The 15,165-nt window shown below is 63.2% G+C and carries 14 protein-coding genes and 1 pseudogene; 7 read left to right on the forward strand and 8 right to left on the reverse strand.

What is annotated here, in order from left to right:
* Nucleotides 1-101: 101 nt before the first annotated feature.
* The 5 genes and pseudogenes from EJ075_RS11190 to EJ075_RS11210 all read left to right on the forward strand — a co-directional run bounded on the left by EJ075_RS11190 (nt 102) and on the right by EJ075_RS11210 (nt 4,901).
* Nucleotides 102-1,234 (forward strand): annotated as a pseudogene (locus EJ075_RS11190) (ABC transporter ATP-binding protein).
* A complete protein-coding gene (locus EJ075_RS11195; RefSeq protein ID WP_126104388.1) occupies nt 1,215-2,378 on the forward strand; it encodes a spermidine/putrescine ABC transporter substrate-binding protein in 1,164 nt (387 codons plus the stop codon). Before EJ075_RS11190 ends, EJ075_RS11195 begins: the two are co-directional and overlap by 20 nt.
* A gap of 75 nt (nt 2,379-2,453) precedes the next feature.
* Nucleotides 2,454-3,317 carry an ABC transporter permease gene (locus EJ075_RS11200; protein WP_126104389.1) on the forward strand — a complete coding sequence of 288 codons (864 nt, stop codon included), beginning with the start codon at nt 2,454-2,456 and terminating at the stop codon, nt 3,315-3,317.
* Nucleotides 3,317-4,129 carry an ABC transporter permease gene (locus EJ075_RS11205; RefSeq protein WP_126104390.1) on the forward strand — a complete coding sequence of 271 codons (813 nt, stop codon included), beginning with the start codon at nt 3,317-3,319 and terminating at the stop codon, nt 4,127-4,129. Before EJ075_RS11200 ends, EJ075_RS11205 begins: the two co-directional genes overlap by 1 nt.
* Nucleotides 4,130-4,139: 10 nt before the next feature.
* Nucleotides 4,140-4,901 carry a glucose 1-dehydrogenase gene (locus EJ075_RS11210; protein ID WP_126104391.1) on the forward strand — a complete coding sequence of 254 codons (762 nt, stop codon included), beginning with the start codon at nt 4,140-4,142 and terminating at the stop codon, nt 4,899-4,901.
* 16 nt (nt 4,902-4,917) lie between these two features.
* On the opposite strand, the gene EJ075_RS11215 is transcribed toward EJ075_RS11210, so the two are convergent.
* From EJ075_RS11215 to EJ075_RS11260, 8 genes are all read right to left on the reverse strand, one after another.
* A complete protein-coding gene (locus tag EJ075_RS11215; RefSeq protein WP_126104392.1) occupies nt 4,918-6,426 on the reverse strand; it encodes an aldehyde dehydrogenase family protein in 1,509 nt (502 codons plus the stop codon).
* Between the two features lie 20 nt (nt 6,427-6,446).
* A complete protein-coding gene (locus tag EJ075_RS11220; protein ID WP_126104393.1) occupies nt 6,447-6,791 on the reverse strand; it encodes a cupin domain-containing protein in 345 nt (114 codons plus the stop codon).
* Nucleotides 6,792-6,821: 30 nt separating this feature from the next.
* A complete protein-coding gene (locus EJ075_RS11225) occupies nt 6,822-7,172 on the reverse strand; it encodes a cupin domain-containing protein (protein WP_126104394.1) in 351 nt (116 codons plus the stop codon).
* 235 nt (nt 7,173-7,407) lie between these two features.
* The gene (locus tag EJ075_RS11235) at nt 7,408-8,682 is read right to left on the reverse strand and encodes a glycosyltransferase (RefSeq protein WP_126104395.1); all 1,275 of its coding nucleotides are present in this window, start codon (nt 8,680-8,682) and stop codon (nt 7,408-7,410) included.
* Between the two features lie 17 nt (nt 8,683-8,699).
* The gene (locus EJ075_RS11240) at nt 8,700-9,773 is read right to left on the reverse strand and encodes an ABC transporter ATP-binding protein (protein WP_126104396.1); all 1,074 of its coding nucleotides are present in this window, start codon (nt 9,771-9,773) and stop codon (nt 8,700-8,702) included.
* Nucleotides 9,770-10,564 carry an ABC transporter permease gene (locus EJ075_RS11245; protein ID WP_126104397.1) on the reverse strand — a complete coding sequence of 265 codons (795 nt, stop codon included), beginning with the start codon at nt 10,562-10,564 and terminating at the stop codon, nt 9,770-9,772. Before EJ075_RS11245 ends, EJ075_RS11240 begins: the two co-directional genes overlap by 4 nt.
* Entirely contained in the window at nt 10,557-11,399 is an 843-nt protein-coding gene (locus EJ075_RS11250) for an ABC transporter permease (protein WP_126107309.1), read from the reverse strand. The genes EJ075_RS11245 and EJ075_RS11250 overlap by 8 nt, the downstream gene beginning before the upstream one ends.
* Nucleotides 11,400-11,623: 224 nt before the next feature.
* Nucleotides 11,624-12,688 carry a spermidine/putrescine ABC transporter substrate-binding protein gene (locus EJ075_RS11260; RefSeq protein ID WP_126104398.1) on the reverse strand — a complete coding sequence of 355 codons (1,065 nt, stop codon included), beginning with the start codon at nt 12,686-12,688 and terminating at the stop codon, nt 11,624-11,626.
* A gap of 240 nt (nt 12,689-12,928) precedes the next feature.
* On the opposite strand from EJ075_RS11260, the gene EJ075_RS11265 reads away from it, so the two are divergent.
* A complete protein-coding gene (locus tag EJ075_RS11265; protein ID WP_126104399.1) occupies nt 12,929-13,867 on the forward strand; it encodes a GntR family transcriptional regulator in 939 nt (312 codons plus the stop codon).
* A gap of 11 nt (nt 13,868-13,878) precedes the next feature.
* Nucleotides 13,879-15,162: a glycosyltransferase gene (locus EJ075_RS11270; protein WP_126104400.1), complete on the forward strand. Its 1,284-nt coding sequence runs from the start codon at nt 13,879-13,881 to the stop codon at nt 15,160-15,162.
* The last annotated feature ends 3 nt before the right edge of the window (nt 15,163-15,165 follow it).

A 15,165-nucleotide genomic window follows, 5' to 3' on the forward strand; every position in this document is an offset into this window, starting at 1 on the left:
TAAACGAGAAAATAGACCAAATATACCACCTGCGAGGTATATACTAGTCACCGTTGGCTCTGATAGCGTCTTGAAAATCGCCTTCGCTGGAGCCCGCAGCTTTGACCGCAGTGCCAGATATCGAGTTTCGCGGGGTCACCAAACGCTACGGCAGCGTGACTGCGGTCAGCGGCATCGATCTAGCCATCCCGCCGTCTGCCTTTGTTGCCTTGCTCGGGCCGTCCGGCTGCGGCAAGACAACCTGCCTGCGCATGATCGGCGGCTTCGAACAGCCGAGCGAAGGCGCGGTGTTCATCCGCGGCCGCGACATGGCCGGCACGCCGCCCTACCGGCGGCCGGTCAACATGGTGTTCCAGCAATATGCGCTGTTTCCGCATCTGGATGTCGAGGACAACATCGCTTACGGGCTGCGCCAGGCAAGGCCGCGGCTGTCGTCGCGGGAGATCAGCCTGAGGGCAGGCGAGGCGCTCGCCATGGTGCGGCTTGCCGGCTACGGCCGCCGCAAGATCCACGAGCTTTCCGGCGGCCAGCAGCAGCGTGTCGCCCTGGCGCGCGCGCTGGTCAACAAGCCGGCGGTGCTGCTGCTCGACGAGCCGCTGGCGGCGCTCGACAAGAAGCTGCGCACCGACATGCAGATAGAGCTGCAGAACCTGCAGCGCGAGATCGGCATCACCTTCGTCCTTGTCACGCACGATCAGGAAGAAGCACTGTCGATGAGCGATTTCGTCTGCGTCATGAATGGCGGGCGCATCGGGCAGCCAAGCGAAATCTATGACGAGCCCGCCGACCTCTTCGTCGCCGACTTCGTCGGCAAGACCAATCTGTTGAGCGGCACGGCAAGGTCGCCGGGCACTCGGGCGACCTCGTCGAGGTGGCGCTTGCCGACGGCACCGTCATTGCCGCGCGCAAACGGACTTCGCTGCGCCAGGACGAAGCCGTTGCCGTCAGCCTGCGTCCTGAAGCCCTAAGCCTCGGCGCGCCGGGAAGCGGTCGGCTGAACGGCATTGTCCGCAACCGGATCTTTCTTGGCTCGACCGCGGAATATGCGATCGAGGTCGGCGGTATCGGAACGCTGCTCGCCAAGGCCGATCACCTGATCGGCGGTCGAAATCTCTTCAAGCCGGGTGAACCCGTCGCCATCGGCTTTACATCAGGAACGCCGCTCGCGTTCCCGGACCCCAAGAACAACGGGACCAACCAGAGGGAAAACAAACATGTCGAAATCATATCGTGACGGACTGCCGATAAACCCCGAAAAATTCGTCGACCAATTGATGCGCCTCAAGCGCGGTTCGATCGGCCGCCGTGAGTTCCTTGGCCTCACCGGTCTTGGCGTGGCAACGGCGGTGATGGCCCGCGAACTCGGCATCATGCCCTCGCCCGCCTTCGCCCAGGAGGGTCTTGGCGACCGCATGTCGATCGCCACCTGGCCCAATTATCATGACCCGGCGACGTTCGAGAATTTCAAGGCGGAGACCGGCGTTGCTGTCGAGGTCAATGTGTTCGGGTCAAACGAGGAGATGCTGGCCAAGCTGCAGGCTGGCGCCTCGGGCTGGAGCCTTTTCGTGCCGACCAACTACACGATCTCCACCTACAAGAAGCTCAACATCATCGAAGCGCTCGACATGGCCAAGCTTTCCAATTTCGACGGCTCGCAACAGGACGCGCGCTTCACTGGGGAAGGCACGATCGACGGCGCGACCTACGCTGTGCCGAAGAATTGGGGCACCACCGGATTTGCCGTCAACACCAAGAAGCTGACCAAGCCGATCACGAGTTGGAAGGAATTCTGGGACACGGCCATGGCGGCCGGCGACGGCCGGACCATGGTCCATGACTACCAGCTCACCACGATCGGCAATGCGCTGAAATATTTCGGTTTCTCGTTCAACTCGCTGAAGCCGGACGAGCTCGCCAAGGCGGAAGAATTGCTGCTGAAGGTCAAGCCGCATCTGTTCGCGGTTTCCAGCGATTATCAGCCGTCGATGCGTGCCGGCGACGCCTGGATGACGATGTGCTGGACCAATGACGGGGCGCAGCTCCACCGCGACATTCCCGAGATCGCTTATGTGCTTGGCAAGGAGGGCGGCGAGATCTGGACCGACTTCTACGCCATTCCGAAAGATGCGCCCAACAAGCCCGCCGGCTATGCCCTGCTCAACTACCTGATGGACCCGAAAGTCGCGGTCAAGGAGCACCTGGCCAACGGCGCGCCTTCCACCGACGCGCGGGTCAATGCGCTGCTGCCTAAGGAGGTGCTGGACAATCCGATCCTCTACCCGGCGGCCGAACTATTATCTCCGCTGGAGTTCGGTGCGGCTGCGACGCTGACCGATCCGGCCCGGGCCGAACTGATGGCCCGCTTCAAGTCGGCTTGAACCGGGCGGGCCCTAGGTCCGATGCAGACAACTCACCCGGCGGGCAGATGTCCGCCGGCACCGGGGCGGTTTTCAATGCGCAGCAATGTCCTTCGTCATAATCTGCTGACCGCGCTGCTGCTCGGTCCAGCAACCGCGTGGCTGGTGGTGTTTCTGGTCTTGCCGTTTGTCGCGATCGCCGTCTTCAGCGTCGGCGAGCGGGCGCCTGAAGGCGGCTATCAGGCCGCTTTCACCTTTGCGCAATATGCCAATCTTCCGGCACGGGCGACTGCCTTCTGGAACACGATGGTGCTGGCGCCGGCAGGCGCCTTGGCCTGTCTCCTCGTCGCCTATCCGGTCGCCTATTACCTCGCCTTGCGCGCGCCGGAGCGGTGGCGGCTGATCCTGCTTGCGCTCGTCGTCATCCCGTTCTGGACCAGCCTTCTGATGCGAACCTACGCCTGGATGTATGTTCTGGGCGGGCGCGGCATCCCGGCATTGCTGGCCTATGTCGGGTTTGACGATGTGCGGCTGATCAACACGCCGGGCGCGGTCCTGCTCGGCATCGTCTATGGCTATCTGCCGCTGATGATCCTGCCGATCTATGTCAGCCTCGAGCGGCTCGATCGCCGGCTGCTGGAAGCCTCCGCGGATCTCGGCGCCACGCCGATCTCGACATTCCTAGGCGTGACGCTGCGGCTGTCGCTGCCAGGTGTGATGACCGGCTTCTCGCTGGTCATGATCCTGCTGCTCGGCGAATATCTGATCCCGACGCTGCTCGGTGGCGGCAAGGTCTTCTTCATCGGCAACGCGCTGGTCGATCTGTTCCTGCAATCACGCAACTGGCCGTTCGGATCGGCAATCGCGATCACGCTGGTTCTGGTTTCGGTGGTGGTGCTGCTTGTCGCCAACCGCATTTCGACCCGGCTTTCGGGTGCCCGCCGGGTGGACCTGATCTGATGCGCGCCTTCGTCGTCGCGGTCTTCGCATTTCTCTACCTGCCGATCGCGCTGGTGGTGCTGTTCTCCTTCAATGCGGGCCGCCACGCCAGTGAGTTCACCGGCTTCTCGGTGCAATGGTATGGCAAGGCGCTGTCGAACCCGTTCCTGGTCGAAGCGCTGAAGAACAGCCTGTTCATTGCCACCACCAGCGCCTTGCTCGCAGCACTGTGCGGCACGGCGGCGGCGCTTGGCTTGGCGCGTGTCGGTGCGCGGACACGCGCCGTTTTCGATGCGCTCCTGGGTGCTGCGATCGTCGTTCCGGGCGTCGTCATCGGCATCTCGACGCTGGTCGCGCTCGTCCAGCTATTTGGGGTCCTCAATCCGTTTCTCGCGTCGCTGTGGCCGAATGACCAGCCGCCACGCCTGGCGCTCGGCTACGGCTCGATCATCGCCGCGCACGGCCTGTTTTCGATGGCGCTGGTGGCGATGATCGTCGGCACACGCCTCGGCAGCCTCGACCGAAATCTGGTCGAGGCCTCGAGCGATCTTTACGCCACTCCGCTGACGACGTTCCGCAGCATCGTGTTGCCGCAGATCATGCCAGCGGTGATCGCCGGCTTCCTGCTCGCCTTCACCTTCTCCTTCGACGATTTCATCGTCGCCTTCTTCGTCGCCGGCGCGCAGACGACATTGCCGATCTATGTCTTTGCCTCGATCCGGCGCGGCGTGACGCCGGAAATCAACGCCATCGCGACGATCGTCCTCGTCGCCTCCGTTCTGCTTGTGGTGCTTGCCCAATGGCAATTGCGCCAACGCAAACCATCAAACTGAAAGTCGCATCATGATTCTGAAAGATCGCATCGCCGTGGTGACCGGCGCCGGGTCGGGCATCGGGCGCGCCGGTGCCATGATCATGGCCAGGGAAGGCGCGGTGGTGGTGATCGCCGACAGGGATCAGGCTGCCGGCGAAGCCACGGCTTTCGACATCCGTGCCGCCGGTGGACGGGCCGAGGCGGTCGCCACCGATGTCGGCGACGACGCGGCGGTCGAGCAGCTCATCGCTGGAACGCTGGGTAAACATGGTCGGATCGACATCCTGCACAATCACGCCGGCGTCCAGGTCGGCGGCACGCTGACCGAAGTCGGCGTCGACGGCATGGATGCCTCGTGGCGGATCAACGTGCGGGCGCAGTTCCTCGCCGCCAGGCTCGTCATGCCGGCGATGATCGAACAGGGCGGCGGTGTCATCGTGAACACGGCCTCGAATTCGGGTGTGTTCTATGACCGCGAGATGATCGCCTACGCAACCTCAAAACATGCCGTGGTGGCGATGACCCGGCAGATGTCGCTCGACTATGCCAAGCACAATGTCCGCATCAACGCGCTCTGTCCGGGCTGGGTCGACACGCCGTTCAACGAGCCGTTCATCGCTCAGATGGGCGGGCGGGATGCGATCGAGCGCTATGTCCGCACCAAGATTCCCATGCAGCGCTGGGCCGCGGCGGAAGAAATAGCCGAAGCGATCCTGTTCCTCGTCTCCGATCGTTCGTCCTTCATGACCGGCCAGGCGCTGGTGATCGACGGCGGCGAGAGCATCGGCTGACGCAGCCGTTCGCACCTCATACGTGCTTGCGGCCGCCGGCCTCGCGAAACCAGCTGTCGGGATAAGGATACCACCAGTCCTGGATCGCCGGCTTATGGTCGATGATCACCATCTTCGAACGGCGGAAGGCATCGAGCCCCTGGCGTCCAAGCTCGCGGCCAAGGCCCGACGCCTTCCAGCCGCCGAAAGGCAGCGCGTCATTGTCGATCAGCGGATTGTTGACCCAGACCATGCCGGCTTCGAGCCGTTCCGCGGCCTCATGCGCCTCGGCAAGGTCGGTGGTGAAGACCGAGGCGCCGAGCCCGAACGGGCTGTCATTGGCAAGTTCTATCGCCTCGTCGAAATCCTTGACCCGGCAGATCGCGGCGACCGGTCCGAAACACTCTTCGCGCACGATCGCCATGTCTGATGTGACGCCGGTCAGGATCGTCGGCTCGTAGAACCAGCCGACATTGTGCGCCGGCGGAATGCGCCCGCCGGTGACCGCCTTGGCGCCGCTGCGGATCGCATCGTCGACCAGACGCATGACTTTCGCCCGCGCCGCCTCGCTGACCAGCGGCCCGATCTCGGTCTTGTCCAAGCCGTTGCCGATGCGCAGCGCACGTGTCTTCCGCGCAAACAGCTCGACAAAACGGTCGTGAACGGCATCAACGACGAAAAACCGTTCGGCCGAGGTGCAGACCTGGCCGGTAAGATGGAACGCGGCAGTGACGCTGCCGGCCGCCGCTATATCAAGCGGAGCGTGTTGGCTGATGATCAGCGGATCGCTGCCGCCCGCCTCGATAACGCACGGCTTCATGCGTTCGGCGCAGGCGACGGCGACAGCCTTGCCGGCGGCGACCGAGCCGGTGAAGGCGACCGCGTGGGTACGGTCCGAAGCGATCAGCGCCTGCGCGGTGGCCGCCCCGCCCGGCAGGCAGGAAACCAGGCCCTCCGGCAAGGAGCGGAACACGGCCATGTAATCCAGCGTCGACAATGTCGTCGCTTCGGCCGGCTTGATCACGCAGGCATTGCCGGCGGCGAGCGAAGCGGCGACGGTCCAGCACATCAACAGGATGGGGAAATTGTAGGGCATGATGTGCACCGAGGTGCCGTAAGGCTCGTAGCGCGCGTACTGGAACGAACCGGCCTGCGTCGTGCCGGCAATCTTGCCGGCATCGTCACGCGCCATCTCGGCGTAGTAGCGGAAGATCGGCGCGCAATTGGCGATCTCGCCAATTGCTTCCGGATAAGGCTTGCCCATCTCGCGCACCATCAGCTCGGCGCAACGCGTGAAATCGGCCGCCTCGATGGCATTGGCTACTGCATGCAGATGTCTGGCACGGCTCTTGGCGTCGAGCTTTTTCCATGCCGCTTGCGCCTTGGTCGCCGCGGTCAGCACGGCGTCGATCTCGCCATCGGTTGCAGTCGCGATCGCGCCGACGGTTTCGAGCGTCGCCGGGTCGATCACCGGCTTTCTTGTGCCGGCCATCGGCCGATAATCCGGATTGACGAAGAAGGCCGGCCGGTCAGCGGAGAATTCCATGGTCTTCCTTTCAACCCCGCTCAGCGGATCATGTAGACCTTCTTGATGGTCTCATGGACGGTGCAGACGCCCTTCCAGTCCTGCGGAAAGAACGCCGCCGTGTCCGGCTCGATCTCGATCACCTCGCCGGATTCGTGGACATAGGTGCAGCGGCCCTCGAGGAAATGGCAGAACTCGTCGCGGGTGACATGGCAGTGCCATTTGCCTGGGGTGCAGACCCACAGCCCGCATTCGGAGCGGCCCTCCGGCCCCTTGTGCAGCAGCTTGCCGGAGGTGCGGGATTCGCCGGCGATCATGGTGGGGATAACGCCCCAGTCGACGAGGTCGGTGATGGCGAGCGGCGATTTCATGATTGGCGTTGGCATTTCGTGAAGCTCCAGTGCGGCAGGCGTGAGTCAGGCCAGCATGTAGACGTTGCGGATGGTCTCATGGACGGTGCATTCGCCGGTCCAACCGGCCGGGAACATGACAAGCGTGGCGGCGGAGATTTCTATCACCTCGCCGTCGTCCGATCTGTAGGTCGCGCGGCCGGCAACGAAATGGCACAATTCGTCGCGCGGAATCGCCAGACGCCAGCGGCCGGGCGTGCAGACCCAAATGCCGGATTCCGGCTGGTTGTTCGGTCCCTTGTGGGCGAGCCTGCCGGTGGAGTGGGACGCGCCTTCCAGCATATCCGGCTGTGCGCCCCAGTCGACAAGGTCGGTGCGGGTCGAGGCCTGGTGGAGATGCGGCGCGGAGCAGGTCATGCGGGTGCTCCGGTTCGACGCTCATTTTCGAGATGGCTTCGCTCTACGGCGCCCCCCTCTGTCCTGCCGGACATCTCCCCCTCAAGGGGGGAGATTAGCAGCTTCGGCGCCCTGTTCACTCCTGCGATGTTGGTGATTGGCGAAAGCCGAGGTGACATCCAATCTCCCCCCTTGAGGGGGAGATGGCCGGCAGGCCAGAGGGGGGTGCCTTGGCTCCGCACGTCAAACATCGCGCTCATAGAAGTTGCTCCAACAGCCCCGCCGCTTTCTCCGGGCCGTTCTGCGACTGCATCTGCGCCGAGGTTTTCGCCAGCTTGGCCTTCATCTTGGGGTCCGTCAGGCAGGTTTCGATCTTCGCGATCAGCGCGGCGTCGCTCCAGTCGTAGCGCGGCATGCCGAAGCCGTGGCCGGTTTCCTCGACCCGCGTCGCGTTGTCGTGGCCGTCCCAGACATAGGGCATGATGATCGCCGGCTTGCCGAAATAGAGGCACTCGGTGAATGAGTTGTTGCCGCCATGGTGGATCACCGCATCGACCTGCGGGATGACCGAGGGCTGTGGAAACCAGCTCTCGACGATGACGTTTTCGGGCACTTGCGCGTACTGGTCCTTGTAGCCGCCGACATTGACCAGCGCCCGGTAGCGCGTCTTGCCTAGCGTCGCGATAATGCGCTTCAGTAGGTCGACATCACCGGCGCCAAGGCTGCCGAAGGAAACATAGAGCAGCGGCCCGTCGTTATTCTTCGTACAAGTCGGCACCGTGTAGGGTTTCTCCTGCCGCACGCAGCCTTCCAGATACTGGAATTTTGCCGGGTCGAGCGGATGGCGGCGCTTGAACTTTGCCGCCTCGGGATAGAGCAGCAAATTGAGGTAGGGCGAGGCCTCGAAAAACTGGCCGATCGGATAAGGCGCTTCGTTGTTGGCAATCAAGAACGCGTTGAAGTCGTCGTGGATCGGCTTGATGACCGTGTTGAAATGGTCGCGATAGCGCTGATGGCAGGCGTGGTCGTTCTCGCCGCAGCCGGACAGATGCGGCGGGATGTCCTCGTCCTCGATCTCGTTCTCCGAGCAGGAGATGACGCGCACCCACGGCTTGCCATACTGCTTGATCGCCGGAAACAGGATGACGTTGTCGACGCAGATGACATCGGGCTTGATCGTCGCAAGCACACCGGGCAGGTCCTTCTCAGCCCATTTGGCGCTGTCGACGATCGCCGTCCAGCAATCCTTCACGTAATTGTCGACCTGGTCATAGGGCGACTTGCGGAAGTTCGGGATATGGCCGTTGATGAAGTCTTCCCAGAACTTGGCCATCTGTTCGGGCGGCATCGGCTCGGAAAGGTTCACCGGATGGGCTTCGAAGCCATAGCCCTTGTAGACGTCGATAAAGCCGGGATCCGACAGGAACACCGCTCTATGGCCGCGCGCCTCGACTGCCTGGGCGATGCCGACGGAATTGAGCGCCGGGCCATAGGCCGCTTCCGGAAAAAACGCGATCGTCTTCTGCGCCATGAAAGCTTCTCCTTCGATCAATCTGCGAAAATTCTGACGTCGGCGGCATCCCAGCCGAGCTCGACTGCATCGCCTGACGAGACCGGGCGCCGGTCAGCGGCGTCGGCGGTGACGCGCACCAGGAACGGCTTTGGCGACAGAGCGGTGCGGACATGCAGCTGCAGGTCGAGCCCCTGATAGGCCAACGCCTCGACGGTGCCGGCAACACGGTTGGCCGTTTCTGGCGACGGGAACAGCCGGATGCGTTCGGGCCGCACCGAAGCAACCGCCGCAGCGCCGGGCGAAAGTGTTGCGGGAACTGTGCCGACGATCCGTGTGCCATCCGCTGCCAACACGCCGTCGCTGGCGGCCTTGCCCGGCACGAAATTCATAACGCCAATGAAGTCGGCAACGAAACGATCGGCCGGATACTCGTATACCGCGTGCGGTGTATCGCATTGCAGCAGCTTGCCGTCCCTCAGCACCGCCATGCGGTCAGCCATGACGAGCGATTCCTCCTGGTCATGGGTGACGATGACGAAGGTGATGCCGACCTCGTGCTGCAGGCGCTTCAGCTCCAGCTGCATGGCGCCGCGCAATTTCTTATCGAGCGCGCCGAGCGGCTCGTCGAGCAGCAGCAGCCGCGGCCGCTTGACCAGCGCTCGGGCAAGCGCGACCCGCTGTTTCTGCCCGCCCGACAATTGCTCCGGCTTGCGGTCGGCGAAGGCGACGAGCTCGGTCGTCGCCAGGATGGCGTCGACACGGGAGCGGATTTCCTTTGCCGGCAAGCGTTCCATTTCGAGGCCGTAGGAGACATTGGCCCTGACGCTCATATGCGGAAACAGCGCATAGGACTGAAACATCAGATTGACCGGCCGTTTGTTGGGCGGGGTCCTGGCGATGTCGCGCCCGTCGAGCAGGATGCGACCTTCATTGGGTGTCTCGAAGCCGGCCAGCATGCGCAGCAACGTGGTCTTGCCGCAGCCCGAAGGTCCGAGCAGGGCGAAGAACTCGTTCTCGCGGATGTCGAGCGATATGCCGTCGACGGCGGTCACCCGGCCGAAGTTCTTCGACACCTTGTCGATCGCCAGCAGCGTGCGGGGCTCGTTCATTGGCCGATGACCCCGCGGTTGAGCCGCTGCGACAGGGTCAACGCGGTGATCGAGACCGCCATGACGATAGTCGCCAATGCATTGATCTCCGGCGTGATGCCGAAGCGGATCATCGAATAGATCTGCATCGGCAGCGTGGTCGAGGCGCGGCCGGCGCCGGCGGTGAAGAAAGCGATGATGAACTCGTCGACCGACAGGGTGAAGGCGAGCAGCGCGCCGGCGACCACCGCCGGCAGGATGACCGGCAATGTCACCCGCCTGAAGGTGGTGAGCGCGGTAGCGCCGAGATCGGCGGACGCCTCGACGATCGACCAGTCGAAGCTTTTCAGCCGGGCGCGCACCACCGAGCAGACGAAGGCGAGGTTGAACACGACATGGGCGAGGATGATGGTGTGCAGGCCCAGGGTGAAATCGAGCATGGAGAAGAAGCTGAGCAGCGCGATCGCCAGCACGATGTCGGGAATGATCATCGGCGCAAAGATCAGCGCCTCGAGGCCTCTTCCATACTGCCGGCGCATTTCGACGCCGATGGCCAGCAGCGTGCCGAGCAGCGTGGCGATTGCCGTCGAGACAAGCGCCACGATCAGCGTGTTAAGGGCGGCGGAAAGGATCGCGGCGTTTCCGGCGAGCGAGGCATACCATTTCAGCGAAAAGCCCGACCAGACGGTCGGCAGCCCGCCTTGGTTGAAGGACAGCGCCACCAGCACGGCGATCGGGATGTAGAGAAAGGCGAAGACGAACGAAAGCACGAGCCAGAGCGTGCGACGCGTGGCGGGGGAACGCTCAGCCATCGGCGCCTCCTTTCGCTTCGGCGATACGGCCAGCGGCGCGATCTGCGGCCAAAGCCTGCGCGGTCAGCACCAGCAGCATTATAGCGATCAGCGCCATCGCCAGCGCCGCGCCGAAGGGCCAGTCATTGGCGGTCAGGAACTGGTCGTAGACGAGATTGCCGATCATCTGGAAGCGGCCGCCGCCGAGCAGCGCCGGCGTGACGAAATTGCCGATCGACAGCACGAAGACGAAAACCGCCCCGGCGGCGATACCCGGCACCGTCAACGGCAGAATGACCCGGCGAAATGTTGTCATGGCCGAAGCGCCAAGGTCGCGCGAGGCTTCAGCGAGCTCCGGGTTGAGCCGCGACAGCGGCGCGTAGCAGGCCAGGATGACGAAGGGTAAATAATTGTAAACCAGACCGGCGATGACGGCGCCTTCGGTATAAAGCATCGACGGCGGCTCGCCGGTGTAGCCAAGCCAGCGCAAGAGCTGGGTGATCAGGCCCTCGCGGTTGAGCAGCACGATCCAGGCGTAGGTGCGGATCAGGTAGTTGGACCAGAACGGCAAGACAGCGAAGAACAGGAACACCGGCTGCCACCGGCGCGGTGCTGCCGCGATCGCATAGGCAGCGGCATAGCCGATCACCACCGCGATCAGGGTTGCCGTGCCGGCGATGCGTGCCGAGTTGAGGAAGATGCCGGCATAGAGCGGGTCGAACACCAGCCCGAAATTCTCCAGCGTGAAGGTGTATTCGATGCCGCCATAGATGCCGCGCCGGAAGAAGGCGAGCGCCAGCACCAGCGCACATGGCACCACCATCAAGGCAGTGAGCCAGGCCAGCGCAGGCGCCATCAGCAACGAGGAGCGGGAAGGTTGCGTCAAGTCGCACCCCCCTCTGGCCTGCCGGCCATCTCCCCCTCAAGGGGGGAGATTAGCAGTTCCAACCTCTCGCTTACCTTCAAATATTGAAGATTGGCGAAAGCGACGCCACAGCCAATCTCCCCCCTTGAGGGGGAGATGGCCGGCAGGCCAGAGGGGGGCGTGAAGGAACGCAAGTTGACTTCCAGTAATCGATTTTACTGCGCGGCCTTGATCTCGCTGACGATCTTTGAATAGTCGCGCTGGGCGTCGCCGACGTCACGCAACTGCTCGAACTTGACGAGCTCGGCCACCGGCATGCCCATATTGGGAAACTTGGCAAGGAAATCGGCCGGCAGGCTTTCCATGGCCGGCTTGTTTGGCACCTTGTAGTCGATGTTCTGGGCCGCCCAGGCGTGGTTCTTGGCGTCCAGCATGAAGTTGATGAATTGGAACGCGGCGTCCTTGTTGGCTGACGCCTTCATCACCACCATCGTGTCGACCCACAGGTCCGAACCCTCCTTGGGGATGACGTATTTGATCTCAGGCTTCTCGGCGATGCCATAATTGCACCAGCCATCCCATGCCTGCACCATCAGCGCCTCGCCCGAGACCAGCTTCGAATAGAAGGTGGTGTCGTCATAGGCGAGCAAGGTCTTCTTGGCCGAGATCAGCAGGTCCTTGACCTCGGCGAGTTTGGCCGGATCGGTCTCGTTGACAGAATAGCCTTTGGCGAGCTGGCCGGCGGCAAGCAGCCAGCGGTCGGTCGCCAGCATGGTGGTCTTGCCCTTGAGCGCATCGGATGGGGCGAGAAGATCGTTCCAGCTCGCCGGCTCGGTCTTGACCAGATCCGAACGGTAGCAGAGGCCGGTGGTGCCCCAGGTGTAAGGCACGGAGAAATTGTTGCCGGCGTCGTGCGGCAGCTTCGCCGCCTCGGGATAAAGATTGGCGAGGTTGGGGATCTTGGCGTGGTCGATCGTCTCGATCAGGCCGAGCTTGTTCAGCACTTCGGCGAAGGGCGAGGAGACGAAGACCACGTCATAGCCCTTACCGCCCGAAGCGACGAGCTTGCCCATGATCTCCTCATTGGTGGCGTGGACGACGACCTCACCGGAAACGCCGGTCGCGGCCTTGAAGGCGGCCATGGCATCCGGCGCCATGTAGCCATCCCAGTTGGAAATGACGAGGTCGGCGGCAGAAGCCGGCGCCGACAGCGCCAGGGCGAGGCCAAGCGCAATCGAAGATATCTTTAACGGATGGCGCAGGCGGGTTGAGGCGGTCATGACAGACTCCCATTCTGGTTGATCGTCGAATTCAATCAATCGTCGGACCAGCGCTTGCGACCATGCCGCCGCTTCGATCCTGTTCCCCGGTCTTTTTATTGCCGATTGACCTGACAGTACTATTGCAGAAAAAAGTACGTCAATCCATAATTTGGAAAATCGCTGCGAAACCTGGCCGATTGTGTCTGCAAGGGCGATCGGTCAAGCCGCAGCGGTCAAGTCCGTTCATGAGAAATCGCCATGCAAGCCGCTGCCAGACGACCGCGCACCAACCATCTCGATCTCGCTCAGCGCATCCTGGATGTGGCCCGGCAACGCGGCTTCGAAGCCGGTGCTCATCTTCCGGAACAGCAGATCGCGTCTCTCTGCAACGTTTCGCGGACTCCGGTGCGGGCCGCATTGCGCCTGCTCACCGAAAAAGGCGTCGTGCGCTGGGAGGCTGAATCGGGCTACCGCCTTGCGGTGGACCTAACCAGCCAGGCGACTCTTGCCACCGATCTGCCTGTTACCGAGGAGGACGAGCTCGCGGAGATGATCCTGCGTGATCGGTCGGCGCGCCGGCTGGATCAGACGGTGACCATCGGCGCGCTGATGCGGCGGTATGATGCCGAGCGGAAGACGGTACTAAAAGCGTTAAAGAAACTGACAGATGAAAATCTTCTGGACCGCGCGCCGGGTCAGTCCTGGCTGTTCAGGCGGGCGCCCGATGATCCGGAGGCACAAGGGGAAAGCTACGAGTTCCGCCTGCTGCTCGAACCTGCCGCCATTCTGGCGCCTGGCTTCCGGCTGGACGGGACCCGCGCGGCGGCATTGCGCCAGGGCATGGAAGCACTGCTGTCGCTGCCCGATGCCGCATTCGACACCAAAGAGTTCCAGCGCCTGGACATCGACTTTCACGGCCTAATCGCCGATGGCGCCGCCAACCGGTTCGTCACCGACGCGCTGTCCGACCATCTCAGGCTGCGCCGGCTGCCAGGGACCTATGCCGGCGTCAACGTCTTCCGGCTGAAGCAGTCGCTGCGCGAGCACCTGACCATACTCGACCAATTGGAAAGCCGGCAGTATGAGGTTGCGGCCGACCTGCTTCGCGTCCACTTGCGGCTTTCCCGCAGCCAGCGGCCGCAGGCGGCCAGTCGCGGGGCCCCCGCATTGTTCGGCATGATCAGCCGGCCGGCTTGACGAGGACCATAGTGACGCGCAAAGCCAGCCCGACCATCGCGCTGTTTCCCGAAGCGAGCTTTGGCGCGGCGCTCAATTGCGTCGGCATCGCGCAGGCCTTGCGCGCTCGTGGCGCCCGGCCGGTGTTCATCTGCCATGCCGGCTTCTCCGGCGTGTTTGCCGACTATGGTTTTCAGGAATACCAGTTGCCGACCGACGAGCCGCTGACCGACAGCGAACGCCAGAGCTATTGGCAGGCTTTCGTGCGCCGGCATCTGCCGCATTTCAGGCTGAGCCCGATCGACCAGCTCGAGACCTACGTCGCCCCGACCTGGGAAGCGATTGTCGACACCGCCGTCAATGCCGAGGCGCCGCTGCGCCAATTGCTGGCGCGGCTGAAGCCGGACGCGGTCGTGCTCGACAATGTCATCATGTTTCCGGCGCTGGCTTCCGCCGGCTGCCCATGGGTGCGCGTCGTCTCCTGCGCCGAGACCGAGTTGCCCGACCCCGATGTGCCTCCCTATCTGTCCGGTCTCGCCGCCGACGATCCGAGCCGCGCGGCCTTCGAGGCCCGCTATCTGGCAGCGGTCGCTCCGGCCCATGACCGGTTCAACCGGCTTCGGGCGGATGCCGATCTTGCGTCCTTGCCGAAGGGTCTTTTTCTCGAAGCTTCGCCCGACCTCAATCTGCTGCTGACCCCGACGATCGTGCGGCGGGAACGCGCCGAGCCGCTCGACCCGGCCCGCTTCGTCTATCTCGAAGGCTGCGTCCGCTCGGAAGGGCCGTTCGATGTGCCGGTGTTTCCGCGTAATGACGGGCCGCTGGTCTATCTCAGCTTCGGCAGCCTGGGCGCCATGGATGTCGGGCTGATCGAGCGCATGCTCGCCGTGTTCGACCGGCTTCCGGCCCGCTTCATCGTCAATGTCGGCGGTCTGCGCGACACCTATCGCGCGGTTCCGGACAATGTCTATCTCGATGCCTGGTTTCCGCAGCCATCGGTTGTTGCGAAATCCGACCTCTTCATCCATCACGGCGGCAACAACAGCTTTTGCGAAGCGCTGCGTTTCGGCGTGCCGTCGCTGATCATGTCCTATTGCTGGGACGGGCACGACAATGCGCAACGTGCCGAGGAAACCGGCGTCGGCCGCCACCTCAGCCGCGATGGCTGGAGCGACGATGAACTTGAAAATGCCATCCTTGGCCTAATGGCCGACGGCGAAATGCGCTTTCGTCTCAAGGAGAATGCCGCCACCATGGCACGGGCGCCGGGAACGGACGCCGCCGCCGAAGCCATTCTCGCCCTTGTAAGGACGTGACCT

It is taken from the genome of Mesorhizobium sp. M6A.T.Cr.TU.016.01.1.1 (genome assembly GCF_003952585.1).
Taxonomy (GTDB): Bacteria; Pseudomonadota; Alphaproteobacteria; order Rhizobiales; family Rhizobiaceae; genus Mesorhizobium; species Mesorhizobium mediterraneum.

Bases quoted from the DNA above. Each gene is read 5' to 3' on its own strand.
- EJ075_RS11225 (WP_126104394.1), bottom strand. From the start codon at position 7,172: ATGACCTGCTCCGCGCCGCATCTCCACCAGGCCTCGACCCGCACCGAC.
- EJ075_RS11235 (WP_126104395.1), bottom strand. From the start codon at position 8,682: ATGGCGCAGAAGACGATCGCGTTTTTTCCGGAAGCGGCCTATGGCCCG.
- EJ075_RS11215 (WP_126104392.1), bottom strand. From the start codon at position 6,426: ATGGAATTCTCCGCTGACCGGCCGGCCTTCTTCGTCAATCCGGATTAT.
- EJ075_RS11200 (WP_126104389.1), top strand. From the start codon at position 2,454: ATGCGCAGCAATGTCCTTCGTCATAATCTGCTGACCGCGCTGCTGCTC.
- EJ075_RS11260 (WP_126104398.1), bottom strand. From the start codon at position 12,688: ATGACCGCCTCAACCCGCCTGCGCCATCCGTTAAAGATATCTTCGATT.
- EJ075_RS11195 (WP_126104388.1), top strand. From the start codon at position 1,215: ATGTCGAAATCATATCGTGACGGACTGCCGATAAACCCCGAAAAATTC.
- EJ075_RS11240 (WP_126104396.1), bottom strand. From the start codon at position 9,773: ATGAACGAGCCCCGCACGCTGCTGGCGATCGACAAGGTGTCGAAGAAC.
- EJ075_RS11250 (WP_126107309.1), bottom strand. From the start codon at position 11,399: ATGGCGCCTGCGCTGGCCTGGCTCACTGCCTTGATGGTGGTGCCATGT.
- EJ075_RS11245 (WP_126104397.1), bottom strand. From the start codon at position 10,564: ATGGCTGAGCGTTCCCCCGCCACGCGTCGCACGCTCTGGCTCGTGCTT.
- EJ075_RS11205 (WP_126104390.1), top strand. From the start codon at position 3,317: ATGCGCGCCTTCGTCGTCGCGGTCTTCGCATTTCTCTACCTGCCGATC.
- EJ075_RS11210 (WP_126104391.1), top strand. From the start codon at position 4,140: ATGATTCTGAAAGATCGCATCGCCGTGGTGACCGGCGCCGGGTCGGGC.
- EJ075_RS11220 (WP_126104393.1), bottom strand. From the start codon at position 6,791: ATGCCAACGCCAATCATGAAATCGCCGCTCGCCATCACCGACCTCGTC.
- EJ075_RS11265 (WP_126104399.1), top strand. From the start codon at position 12,929: ATGCAAGCCGCTGCCAGACGACCGCGCACCAACCATCTCGATCTCGCT.